The organism is Aridibaculum aurantiacum (genome assembly GCF_017355875.1).
In the GTDB taxonomy this organism is placed as follows: domain Bacteria; phylum Bacteroidota; class Bacteroidia; order Chitinophagales; family Chitinophagaceae; genus Segetibacter; species Segetibacter aurantiacus.
Genome location: NZ_JAFEWC010000001.1, coordinates 167443 through 179847, shown reverse-complemented (window position 1 = coordinate 179847; position 12405 = coordinate 167443). Strand labels below are relative to the sequence as shown.

At 43.3% G+C, this 12405-nt stretch carries 10 protein-coding genes; 2 read left to right on the top strand and 8 right to left on the bottom strand.

The features are described from left to right. Positions 1–624: 624 nt before the first annotated feature. Positions 625–915 (bottom strand): tetratricopeptide repeat protein, encoded by a 291-nt coding sequence (locus J4N22_RS00675; protein WP_207491671.1) that lies wholly within the window; start codon positions 913–915, stop codon positions 625–627. 154 nt (positions 916–1069) lie between these two features. Continuing rightward, positions 1070–1993, bottom strand: a complete 924-nt coding sequence (locus J4N22_RS00670) for a PfkB family carbohydrate kinase (RefSeq protein WP_207491667.1) — start codon at positions 1991–1993, stop codon at positions 1070–1072. A 225-nt stretch (positions 1994–2218) separates the two neighbouring features. Between J4N22_RS00670 and J4N22_RS00665 the strand changes: the two genes are divergently transcribed. Next, complete coding sequence (locus tag J4N22_RS00665) at positions 2219–2800, top strand: TetR/AcrR family transcriptional regulator (protein ID WP_242692009.1); 582 nt, start codon at positions 2219–2221, stop codon at positions 2798–2800. A gap of 12 nt (positions 2801–2812) precedes the next feature. Beyond that, positions 2813–3889, top strand: a complete 1077-nt coding sequence (paaE, locus tag J4N22_RS00660; protein WP_207491661.1) for a 1,2-phenylacetyl-CoA epoxidase subunit PaaE — start codon at positions 2813–2815, stop codon at positions 3887–3889. Between the two features lie 204 nt (positions 3890–4093). On the opposite strand, the gene J4N22_RS00655 is transcribed toward paaE, so the two are convergent. The 6 genes from J4N22_RS00655 to J4N22_RS00630 form a co-directional block, all read right to left on the bottom strand. Next, positions 4094–4879, bottom strand: a complete 786-nt coding sequence (locus J4N22_RS00655) for a carboxylesterase family protein (RefSeq protein ID WP_207491658.1) — start codon at positions 4877–4879, stop codon at positions 4094–4096. Between the two features lie 102 nt (positions 4880–4981). Continuing rightward, positions 4982–6451 carry a DUF2961 domain-containing protein gene (locus tag J4N22_RS00650; protein ID WP_207491656.1) on the bottom strand — a complete coding sequence of 490 codons (1470 nt, stop codon included), beginning with the start codon at positions 6449–6451 and terminating at the stop codon, positions 4982–4984. 87 nt (positions 6452–6538) lie between these two features. Then, positions 6539–8836: a beta-glucosidase BglX gene (gene bglX / locus J4N22_RS00645; RefSeq protein WP_207491652.1), complete on the bottom strand. Its 2298-nt coding sequence runs from the start codon at positions 8834–8836 to the stop codon at positions 6539–6541. A 10-nt stretch (positions 8837–8846) separates the two neighbouring features. Beyond that, a complete protein-coding gene (locus J4N22_RS00640; RefSeq protein WP_207491649.1) occupies positions 8847–9503 on the bottom strand; it encodes a GDSL-type esterase/lipase family protein in 657 nt (218 codons plus the stop codon). Next, positions 9504–10487: a metallophosphoesterase gene (locus J4N22_RS00635; RefSeq protein WP_207491646.1), complete on the bottom strand. Its 984-nt coding sequence runs from the start codon at positions 10485–10487 to the stop codon at positions 9504–9506. Positions 10488–10527: 40 nt separating this feature from the next. Next, the gene (locus J4N22_RS00630; protein WP_207491643.1) at positions 10528–12246 is read right to left on the bottom strand and encodes a family 43 glycosylhydrolase; all 1719 of its coding nucleotides are present in this window, start codon (positions 12244–12246) and stop codon (positions 10528–10530) included. Positions 12247–12405: the final 159 nt, after the last annotated feature.

Sequence of the window (12405 nt, the reverse complement as noted above, 5' to 3'; positions counted from 1 at the left end):
TGGAGCCTGGTTGAATACCGTGTGGCTTTGTTGAAGGGTAAAAAAGCTATAGAGGCAAGTGAGGCTAGCCGCAGTTTATTTTCATCCGCTGGAGTCCCTTTTAGAAGACCACGGCTAGACCAAGGTAAAAAAGATATAGAAGCAATCGAAGCTAGCCGCAGTTTAATTTCATCCGCCGGGGTCCCTTTCAGGAGACCCCGGCTAGACCAAACCATTTGACGAAGTAGGAAGGACAATAACCGAATGTGAAATATGATTATTTACAATACCTCGTTAATCTCCCTCTAGCTATAGGATTACCTAAGTTAGATGACTTTTTTAAAAAGGAACAACCTGTATGATTTTCATTATATGCTATATATATATATCTCCAATGTACAAGAATAGCTCATCAAGTTTGTAGTCAAAAGCCGCGCAAAAACGAAAGTCAGCAAGTGCTTCTTTGAATTGATCGTTGTAATAATATGCTAATCCCCGAGAAAACCTGATTTCTACCATTGGCACTTCGAAAATCAACCCTGGCCCTAATTCTCTATTAAAGTCTATAAATATGGAGTCTCTTCCCTTTAATTTAATTGCGGAATTAAGATCATTGATAGCTTTAGGATATTGATCTAAATGATATCACCCAATCCCTCTTTCATACCAGGCAATTATATTTTTGTTATCTAAATCAATAGCCTTGGAAAGGTTTAATAAAGCATCCATATGCTTATCTAGCTGCAAAAGAATTTTTCCTTTCAGTATAAAATTCTCTGGCTCAAGTGTATCGGAAACCAACACACGTTCAATCAGTTCCAAAGATCTATAGTATTCACCTTTATCAAAATAGAACTGAGCCCTAACCTTAAGATTGTCCCGGTTTGATGTACATAAAGAAAAAGTAAAAATTACAAGAATAACAACAACCCTCATTATCATAATTATTCTGAATTAGAATTGTTGGATGATGTGTAACATTAAGGTAACCTTTATTTTTTCTCCAATTTATTTAGCTCTCTAACAAATTTTTCCAAAACAAAAAATGCCGAAGCTTTCACTTCGGCACTTTCAAAAATATCAAATGATGTTATACCAGATCAATATCGAAATTCACCAGCTGAACAAATTCCTCCAGCCTTGCATCTATATCATCTTTAGTGATCTCAGTTAGCCTTTGTGTACCAAATTTTTCTACACAGAAACTAGCCATAGCACTACCCATGATGATGGCAGTTTTCATATTATCAAATGAGATGTCTTTGGTCTTGGCAAGATGACCAATGAAGCCACCTGCAAAAGTATCGCCGGCACCAGTCGGATCAAATACATCTTCAAGCGGTAAAGCCGGGGCAAAGAACACATGGTTTTCGTGGAACAGCAGCGCACCATGCTCACCTTTCTTAATGATCAGGTATTTTGGTCCCATGTCCATAATCTTCTTTGCTGCTTTTACCAGGCTATACTCATGGCTCAATTCACGTGCTTCGCTATCATTTACCATCAATACATCCACCATTGTCAACACATCTTTCAGGTCGTCAAGGGCTATTTCCATCCAGAAGTTCATGGTGTCCATAACTATAAGTTTTGGACGTGTGCGCATTTGTTGTATCACACTACGCTGAACTGCAGGCACCAGGTTTCCCAGCATCAGGAATTCGCAATCCTGGTAGCTTTCAGGTACTTCAGGCTGAAAATTTTCCAGTACATTCAGTTGCGTATCCAGCGTATCGCGGGTATTCATATCCATGTGGTAGCGGCCACTCCAGAAGAAAGTCTTCTCATCTTTCTTTATCTGCACACCTTCCAGCTGTACACCACGCGCCGTTAGGGCATCCAGTTCTTCCTGCGGAAAATCGCCACCCACTACAGAGATTTGCTTGATTGGTTTGCAGAAATTGCTGGCACTCCAGGCAATATAAGTTCCGGCGCCACCAATTATTTTATCAGACTTACCAAAGGGAGTTTCTATAGCATCAAAAGCCATTGACCCGACCACAACTAAAGACATATTATAAGGTTTGTTATCGGGGGGCGAAACTAAAGTAAAAATACACCAGCACCAAAATGAATAGCCGCCAGTGCTGCCGCGCAGAAGATATTAACCTTATCAATTGTTACAGGATTTTACGTAGCGGAATACTCTTTTTTAGCACCTGCAGAAGTAATTTGCCCCACTCCTATACTACAATTTGAATACTAACAACTGTTAGCTTACTTTCGCAGCATGGCCAGGATGAAAGTTGAACAGCATGTTTCACGTAAAGAATTGATCATTGAAAAAGCTGCTTCACTATTTAAAGAAAAAGGTTTTAAAGCCACCAGCATGCGCGACCTGGCCGAAGCGCTGGGTATAGAGGCCGCCAGCTTGTACAACCATATTTCTTCTAAAAACGAATTGCTCCATTCCATTTGCCTACAGGTAGCACAACGCTTTTTTTCTAAAATGGAAGCAGTGATGGCGAGTGCTGAAGATCCATCAGGAAAGCTTGAGACCATTCTTCGTTTTCATATACAGGAAATGGTGCAGCGATATGATGAGGTATATGTGAGTGACCGTGAATGGCGGCATTTATCTGAACCGCAACTAACAGACTACAAGGCTATGCGCCGCAATTACCGGCAGCAGTTTACCATGCTTATAGAAGCAGGTATTGCTGCAGGAAGAATAAAACCCATTGATGCGCCTACCGCAGTACTCATACTACTACACGCCATTAGTGGCATCGAGTCGTGGCACCGGTCAAAACGCAAGATCGATCCCCAGGCGCTGGAAGAAAACATGATCACTATACTTATCAGTGGTCTTAAAAATTAGCAAGAGCAACCTATGTCAATCCATTTTCACACATTAACCGTAAAAGAGGTAAGGCACGAAACGCCTGATTGTGTATCTATAAGCTTTGATGTTCCTGAAGAACTAAAGGAGCAATTCATCTATAAGCAAGGTCAATCTTTAACCATCAGAACCACCATCGACGGAGAAGAAGTCCGCCGCTCCTATTCCGTTTGCAGCAGCCCTTTAGATGATGAATTGCGCATAGCTGTAAAGAAGATTGACCAAGGTGTATTTTCTACTTATGCCAATACACAACTGCGCAAGGGCGATACGCTGGAAGCCATGCCGCCGGTCGGACAATTTTATACAGAGCTTGATGCCTCGCAAAAGAAAAGCTACCTGGCATTTGCTGCAGGAAGTGGTATCACGCCTATTATGTCCATCATCAAAACGACTTTGCTCACAGAGCCCAACAGCAATTTTACCCTGGTGTATGGCAATAGAAACCGCCATTCCGTAATTTTTAAAGAAGAGTTGGAAGCGCTGAAAAACCGCTTTATCAACCGCTTTCGCATCATACATATCTTAAGCCGCGAGAAGATGGATGCACCCATCAACTTCGGGCGGATCAACAGCGAGAAGTGCACGCACCTGTTCGACAAAGCGATTGACATTGCCACCATTGATGAGATCTTCTTGTGTGGACCCGAAGAGATGATCTTCAGTGTACGCGACTGCCTGGAAGCAAAAGGCGTAGATAAAAAGAAGATCCATTTTGAGCTGTTTACAACAAGTAGTAGCAAGAAAAAAGTAGTAACTAACAAGAACGAAACAAGTTCTGAGGTGAAGAGCAAGATCACTATCAAGCTCGATGGTTCCTCATTTGATTTTGATCTTGGCTTCGAGGGCGAGAGCATCCTGGATGCCGCGCTCAAGCAAGGTGCAGATCTTCCCTTTGCCTGCAAAGGGGGCGTGTGCAGCACCTGCCGCGCCAAACTGGTAGAAGGCGAAATAGATATGGATGTAAACTATGCGCTCGAGCAGGAAGAGATAGAGCATGGCTTCATCCTCACCTGCCAGTCGCACCCGCGTACCGAGAAGGTGGTGGTTGACTTTGATGTGAAATAACGGCTCATCCCCTTCCCTTCTCCATGCGATAGTGAAGGGCGGTGCTATAGTACATAAACAAACCAAGGATCTACCATATCAGCTATGAGATCTTTCACAAGTAGTTTTTTTCTTTTTTAATGGTCAGCAGTAGTACTTTTTTAAACTTTCGCTGCGTCGCACACTTGTACGGCATCAAGCATAGCAGCATGCATGCTGCAGCTATTATTTCCGCCTTTGTGCATATAACCAATCCAGCAATCCCGGCTCAGCAAATGCAGGATCCCAGCTATTGTGGTTAGCATTGGGATAATAGGTTGCTCTTACATCAGCCCTAGCTTTTTTCAGCGCAGCTTCCATTTGCTGCGTATACTCCGGCAGCACCACATCATCTTTCATCCCGTGAAACAACCACCATTTTGTTCTACGTATCTCTCTTGCCGTACCCGGATGTGCACCTCCACATATAGCAAATGCTGCAGCAAATGTTTTTGGTTTACGACGTACCAGTTCATAAGTGCCCATTCCACCCATTGATAGTCCGCCAACATACACGCGTCTTTCATCTATTTTGAAGCGTGTCATGATGTTATCGACCAGTTGCATCAACATAGTCATAGGCACTGAGGGCGGACCGTCCGGTACAAAATAGAAGGTCCGCTTGCCGGTGCTTTTTTCATGTGCTATCATCTGCACATTAGCCCAATAGCTCTTGTTGTCGCACTGCGGAAATACTACGATGGCGGGATGCTCTCTCCTGGCGCTGTCGTTGGCAAAAAACTTCCACCCATGCGTTAATTGCTTCTCATTATCGTTGCCACTTTCGCCACGACCATGTAAGAAGAATACTACAGGATATGTTTTAGATGAATCGAAGTTGATTGGGAACATGATGCGATAAGGCATCGTATCTCCGTTCTGTATAAACCACTGCTTTTGGTACAATGACTTATCCTGCGCTAATACGGGCAAAGTGATAAACAACATCACGATCACTAACAGCTTCTGCATATTGCTCTTGTTCTTCATTTATATATACTTATTGAGATTGATCATCGATGAGCAGGAGAACATTGGTACATGATCCTAATGTTTTAGATGCTCTTCATTTACTTATTGTTTCTCCAAATGAAAACCATCTATACCTACAAGATAACCATCACTATATCCTGCTGACCTTGCGTCTTTACCTATTATCTCTATCACCACCTGGTTGGTTCCTTTTTGCAGGGGTACAGTACCAAATGATATAGGACCAGAGGGTACTACATCGGTACTAAAACCATCAAACAAATGACCGGCTAATTTGCCATTTACCGAAGTTCTGAAAATGCCGTAATCTCTTGCCTGGGTGAAGAATCCAATAAGCTCGTAAGTACCTGCTTCAGGTGCGGTGATAGGAATGGTTAGTTTATCACCAGGTTTTGCTTCCACCCACCATAGATGTGAATCATTACCCCATGTTCCTTTGAAGCCTTTCGTCTCCTGCACACGTAGCTGGCCGCCGGTTACCCTTGCTTGCGTTAACAAACTTTCTCCTTCTATAGATGGTGTCATGGTTTGAGAATGAGGCATCAGGTTTTTAGGCAAAGCCGGGAAAGAAGGACCAGGATGATCCTGGTACCAATAAGCAACCGAAGTATATTCTACTCCAGGCATGTCATTCGTACCGCCATGCTCCATATCAAACCTGAAACTCTTCTTGAAAGGAATGGGATCTTCTATATGCCAACGATAAGTATTGATCCTTCCTGAATCATCTTTTACCGTAGCACCATGGTAAGGCGCACTGTACTCGCCTGTATTGTAGTACCAGCCTGATGAAAAATAATCTTCTGTACCCGTTCCAATTATAGAAGGGTTCTTCTCGCCATCAATGAAGATGATCTCGTCACCTTCTAAGTAACCAAGATGGTTTCCCTGGCGCGGTTGCATAGAAATCAGCGTGCCCACATAATGTCCTCTGCCGGTGGTTTGAAGAATGGTAAGTGGTTTACCAGCTACTGTTCTTTCCTGCTTGTATTGCGCATGAAAATACAGGGCATCTTTAGGCAGCTTGTTATAAGTCCTGATGTCGATGTTATAGTAGAAACTTGAAACAGGTGTGGTACCACGATTCTCAACCGTTATATAAGCACTTCTATGAAATGGCATAGGCCAGTAAGAATTGTAACCACCACTGGTCATGTTAAGCGGCGTAGACTGAAAGTCTTTCCATTCACCAAAGCCCATTCCAAAGAAATCTGATACTGGCACCTCTACCGAAGGCTCCTTTTCACCATCCCAGTAACAGCGGATAATAAGCGAACGATGTACATCTACCAGGTTCCATGGCGCAATGGTTAGCCACCATCTTCTTAAAACACCTGCTCCTTTATGATTAGCCAGTACCAAGGTTTGTCCTGGTTCTATGCGTTTAAAATCTGCATTACCACCAGTACTGTCGTAACTGGAGTAGTGTGCCAAGGCACCTTCTTTAGCCATGAAAAGATCACCTAACGGTCCTTCTGTTTGGCTGAAGGCAGGTGAAGTGATAAGACAGGTAAAAAACAGTATTTTAATGGCATTATAAACTATTTTCATAAACGTGCTTTAGATCTTTTGGAAAATCAATAAGGTGTGGCGCAGCCGGTATGCACCAGCCGCAGCCACTCTTACCTGGGGGTTATACTAATTTCTCAATGTGAAGTCAGCACGCTTCACATCACGTGAATTGCCACCAACCATCACGGTAAATTCACCGGGTTCAGATACCCATTTAAATTCGCTGTTGTAAAACTTCAGATCCTCAACAGAAAGATTGAAAACAACCTCTCTTGATTCGCCTGGACGTATCATGATCTTTTGAAAAGCTTTTAATTTTTTTACCGGCTGTGTTACAGAAGCCACCTTATCATGAATGTATAGTTGAACCACTTCCTCTCCTGCAAAGCGACCACTATTGGTAACAGGAACAGTTACACGCAACTGTTCATTTGCCTGCATAGTAGTTTTGTCCAAACGAACATCTCCATAAGTGAAAGTGGTATAGCTTAATCCAAAACCAAACGGAAGGAAAGGATCGTTGCTTACATCTAAATAATTTGAACGGAATTTTTGAGTAGGGCCAGGACCTTGCGGACGACCTGTATTCTTGTGGTTGTAGTACACAGGTATCTGTCCTACATTGTAAGGAAAACTCATCGTCAATTTTCCTGAAGGATTGTAGTTGCCAAACAATACATCGGCTATGGCATTACCAGCTTCATGTCCCTGGAACCATACATGTAAGAAAGATGTTGCCAGCTGCATTTCACGGGTTATGGTTAGTGGCCTTCCGCTCATCATCACAACCACCAGTGGTTTACCTGTTTTAGCCAGTGCTTCCAACAAAGCTGTTTGGTTGCCAGGTAGATTGATGTCACTACGGCTTGCTGCCTCACCACTCATCTCAGAAGCTTCACCCACTACAGCAACTATCACATCAGCACGGTTGGCAGTAGCTACTGCATCACTCAGTAGTCTGGCAGGTGACAAAGAATCTATGCTCGCTCTTTCTCCAAATACATTGGCTTTTTTAGCCAGTGCTGTATCATCTGTTATGTTGGCTCCTTTAGAATAAATGATGTTCACACCTGCGCCTGCTACGTTCTTCATTCCGGTTAAAACAGGAATAGAAAGATCTTTGTCGCCACTTACAGCCCATGTACCAAGCATATTGTTCTTATCATTTGCCAGGGGACCAATCAGGGCTATAGTGCCGGTTTTCTTCAACGGAAGCGTTTGGTTTGTATTCTTCAATAACACGCTTGAACGAACTGCAAACTCTCTTGCTGCGGCTCTTTTATCAGCACTTAAAACTTCCCTTGTTGCGCGTTGCGCATTGGTATACTTGTACGGGTCCTGGAACAAGCCCAACTTGTATTTCGCTTCTAGTATCCTTCTGCAAGCAAGGGTGATCTCTGCTTCAGTGATTGCTTTTTCGTCCAATGATTTTTTCAGCGTTTTCAAAAAACCTTCGCCCACCATATCCATATCTGTTCCTGCACGCAGCGCCTGTGCCGATACCTGTTGCAGGTCACCAGAACCATGATCTATCATTTCGTTGATGGCTGTATAGTCAGTAACAACGAAGCCTTTGAAACCCCACTGGTTCCTCAATAGTTCAGTCAACAACCAACGATTGCCGGTAGCAGGTATTCCATCTATTTCATTGAAAGAAGTCATAGCACTTCCAACACCTGCATCTACTGCTGCTTTGTAAGGAGGAAAATAATATTCATACATCTGCAGGCGGCTCATGTCGGTGGTGTTATAATCACGTCCACCTTCGGCGGCGCCATATAAAGCAAAGTGCTTTACACAAGCCATGAGTGTGGTATCAGCAGCCATGTTGGTTCCCTGGTAGCCGCGTACCATTGCTGCAGATACAGCCGCACCTAAATAAGGATCTTCACCGGCACCTTCTGCTACACGACCCCAGCGTGGATCGCGGGCTATATCTACCATTGGCGAAAACACCCAGTTCAATCCATCGGCTGTGGCTTCATTGGCCGCTACACGAGCACTGCGCTCAATCATTGGTATATCCCAACTGCACGATAAACCAAGCGGTATAGGAAAAGTAGTCTTGTATCCATGAATGACATCAGAACCAAACAACAATGGAATCTTGAGCCGGCTTTGCGTAACAGCAAGTTCCTGCGCCTTTCTTATCTTGTCAACACCAATTACACCAAACAAACCACCTACATTTCCTGCTTTTATCTTTTGCTCTACATCGGGGTTCACCACAGATCCTGTCAATATACCACCACCTGGTGTTAGCAGGTTAAGCTGACCTATCTTCTCTTCTATTGTCATTTTGCTCAACAGGTCGCCAACAAAGCGATCCATCTCCACATCACCTGAGCTATACGTTTGTGCTTGTTTAGTCTGAGAACATCCAAATACTATTACGGCTACAATCAACCAGCTTAGTCGTTTCATTTTATTCATTTTATTTCTTTAATAGAGGTTCTATTTGCTTTTGCCAAATGGCATATCCTTTTGCATTCATGTGCAAATTATCGCCAATAAAAAGTTTAGGATCAGGCTTTCCATTCACCAGCATATCATTGTAAACATTGATGTAATGAGTGTTTGCCTGCTTTGCAAGAAACAGCCTTATCAATTGGTTGCTTAACTCCATCCGCTGCATCAGGTTGGCCCTGCTAGGGCTAGGTTTTATAGAAATAAAAGCAACGGGAACAGCAGGATAAGTTTGTTTTATCATATTGAACAATTGTGTGAAACGCTGCAGCACATGATGCGGCTGAACAGTATCAACAGTTAGATCATTCTCGCCGCAGTAAATAACAACCTGCTTTGGATTGTATGGCTTTACCACGTCATCAAAATAAGTGATGAGATGCGGCAGCGAGCTACCACCAAAACCACGGTTGATAATTGTGTGGCCGGGGAAATAATCCTTTACATCTCTCCACATGGTAAAGGAAGAACTGCCAATGAAAAGGATAGCATTTGAAGGCGGTGCCTGTATGCTGTCCTGCTTTTTAAAGTTTTGTATCTCGTTCCAAAATGGTCGCTGCTGAGCTAGTAGCTGGTAGCTACTCGTTAGCATAAACAACAGTAGGAAAAATGTTATTTTCTTCATCTATAACGCTGGTTTATATAGTACGTGCTTTACTTCAAAATTGTGTCCTGGCCTGTCCATGTACTCATTGGAATAAGGCGACCAACTGGTTACTTTCATTGTTCCTTTCATGAAGTTCATATCCAGTATCCGCAGGAAACCATTGCCACCATTGATGGAGCCTTTTACGCCTTCCTGGTAGTTGGCCAGCATCTGGTACACAGGCAGCCCTGCATCGTTGATGCTGACCAGTGTTCCTACTCCTGTATTCAAAACATGACCCGAGAAAACAAAGCGAATGTTTGCATGCTTCTTCACCAGTTTATTCCACATCTGCTCTCCATCATTCACCTTATGATCACCGGTGTCTTTACCTACTCCATAACCATGCGCACGCCAGTAGTCGCCGGGCCCTTGCCTGGTGCTATCGCTGTACATATAGCTATGTGTGTTGATGATTGCAAGCCTGTCGGGATACCTGCTTACTACATCATTTGCCCATGAGAGCACCGTATCTCTTGGACCAAATTCAAGCGTAAGCACCAACCATTTTACGCGTCCTGTTTGCAGCAGGTAATAGGCGTTGTCTGTTGTGGTTGCATCAAATGAACCGGCAAAGCCTGGCAGTTTTAAAAAGCTCTGGTAAGGAAAGTAACGGTTGTAAAGTTCAGTATTGCGTGTGTCTGCAAACTTACCCGGTGTACTTCCCATATCATGATTACCAAGTGCCAGCACATAAGGCAGTTTATGATCTATTCGTGCAAAGGCATTTTTAACTACCTGCCATTCTTTATCATTATTGTTTTGAGTAAGGTCGCCTTGTTGTAAAACAAAATCAATATTGTTTGCATTACGCGCTACCCAATTAAGCTGCGTGTCAAGTATGTGCGGGAACTTCTCAGCATAGGTTTGCGTATCGGGTAATAACACGATGCGGGCAGTATGCATCTTGCTGTTGCATGCTACTGCCAATATACTTAAGCATATAAAAGCTACCCTTCTCATTCTGTCATTATTTGTTTTGCTATAGCCGATCAACCTGTTCCTAATCCACTTTCACTGGCTTAGTTCGAACACCCACTCCATTCTCATTAAACGCTTCTATGGAGAAATAATAAGATTGATTTTCTGTAAGCGTTTTCATGTCCAGCTTATTATCATCATACACCAACCACGAACTATACAGTTTACCAGGAGCTATTCCCCATAGCACATTATAGCCTTGTGCACCTGGTACTTTATCCCATGTTATCATTGCATCACGTCTATCAAGTTTTCTATTTACCTGGAAGTTCTTTACAGCAACTGGTGCTTTACCTTGTCCCACGCCAAACACACGAAGACCTGATATGGAAAGATGTGGCGTAGGAACCTTAATGTTGTTGTAACGGATATAACGAACCAGCTTTGGCTCGCCCAGTTCCACGTAATCATTAGGAACATCTTTATAGCTATTGCGCCTGTCCACCAGCACAGTCCAGTTGTTACCATCTACAGAACCTTCAATTGTATATCGATGGTAAAGGTTAGGATAGCGGCCATACATGTTGGACTTATGATCATGATAATTCACTTGCAATGCATGCACCGTTGCAGGCTTTTCAAGATCGATCTCCAGCCACTGCTTATCATCATTGGCTTCAGCTACCCAAAATGTTTTAGTGCTTTCATCTGTCACACTAGTTGCAGCATATTGCCCTAGTTGCGACGATGCACGAACAGGCTTTTTATACGACAATAACATCCAGCCCCTGAAGTCGCCATGCTTGCCAGCTACTGCCGGCGCATAATGAGGGTAGTCGCCAAAGTAGGTATTGGTATACATCAATCCTTCAGCATCAAAGCCCGAAGGAAACATGCACAACCTGCGCTCCCAGTTCACATTCACTGACACAGAATTAGAGGCAAAATGCCAGTACTTACTTCCCGGCCCTACCACTGTACTTCCATGACCTGCTCCATTCATGTAACCACCAGGTTTATACGACACAGGATTGTTAGGCGCATATTTAAAAGGACCTAATGGCGAATCACCTATATACACACCATCACCATAAACATTGAACTCAGTGCCTGGTGCAGCATATTCTAAATAGTACTTTCCGTTGTGCTTCGTCATCCACGGCCCTTCCATATAACCACCTAAAACAGTATCACCATGATTTTCTCCAAAGCGTTCCCAACCATGCTTATTCATATCAAGATTGAAGAGCTGGTAAGTAGTATCAGAAGGCTTGAAGTTTCTGTTCTTATCTAATGTTTTCGCTCTTATCGGGTACACGTTTGATGAACCCCAATACACATATCCCTTTCCATCATCATCAATGAACAAGGCAGGGTCCTGCAGGTTGTTCAGTATGGCAGGTGTTGCTTTCCAATCACCTTTCTTAGGATTGTCTGTATACAAAATACTCATAGAGCCTGACGGATCACCAGCTACATAAAGCACGCTGTCTTTGTAGTTGAAAGCCGCCGGCGCATTCGATCCCTGGAAGTACCATTTCTCTGGTTCAATAAAATGCCAGTTCAGCAGATCAGTAGAATGCCAATAACCTAACGAGCGTGTCACGAACATGTAATACTCGCCCCTGAATTTCACCACTGCAGGGTCAGCACCTGACCTATACGATATGCCGTTGTGGGCATTGTAGATCATATACGTATAGTCAACATTCAGCGGGTTGCAGTACGTACTCATCTGCGTTTGCTGCGCAGTAGCAAGCAACGTACTTATCATCAAACATGTAACGAGAGCGATCTTCATTTTTATGTTTCCAGCTTTTGTATTTCTCTTTAACATCGTTGCGTCGCACACTTGTACTTGTAATACTTGGTTTAAACTTTTCTCTTGAACCACCAAGACACCAAGTAAACAAAGGCTCACGAAGACTTAGTGGAACTTCGTGCGCTTTGTGCCTTCGTG

Coding starts and splice junctions, on each gene's coding strand:
- J4N22_RS00675 (WP_207491671.1), bottom strand. CDS start 915: ATGAGGGTTGTTGTTATTCTTGTAATTTTTACTTTTTCTTTATGTACA.
- J4N22_RS00670 (WP_207491667.1), bottom strand. CDS start 1,993: ATGTCTTTAGTTGTGGTCGGGTCAATGGCTTTTGATGCTATAGAAACT.
- J4N22_RS00665 (WP_242692009.1), top strand. CDS start 2,219: ATGAAAGTTGAACAGCATGTTTCACGTAAAGAATTGATCATTGAAAAA.
- paaE (WP_207491661.1), top strand. CDS start 2,813: ATGTCAATCCATTTTCACACATTAACCGTAAAAGAGGTAAGGCACGAA.
- J4N22_RS00655 (WP_207491658.1), bottom strand. CDS start 4,879: ATGCAGAAGCTGTTAGTGATCGTGATGTTGTTTATCACTTTGCCCGTA.
- J4N22_RS00650 (WP_207491656.1), bottom strand. CDS start 6,451: ATGAAAATAGTTTATAATGCCATTAAAATACTGTTTTTTACCTGTCTT.
- bglX (WP_207491652.1), bottom strand. CDS start 8,836: ATGAAACGACTAAGCTGGTTGATTGTAGCCGTAATAGTATTTGGATGT.
- J4N22_RS00640 (WP_207491649.1), bottom strand. CDS start 9,503: ATGAAGAAAATAACATTTTTCCTACTGTTGTTTATGCTAACGAGTAGC.
- J4N22_RS00635 (WP_207491646.1), bottom strand. CDS start 10,487: ATGAGAAGGGTAGCTTTTATATGCTTAAGTATATTGGCAGTAGCATGC.
- J4N22_RS00630 (WP_207491643.1), bottom strand. CDS start 12,246: ATGAAGATCGCTCTCGTTACATGTTTGATGATAAGTACGTTGCTTGCT.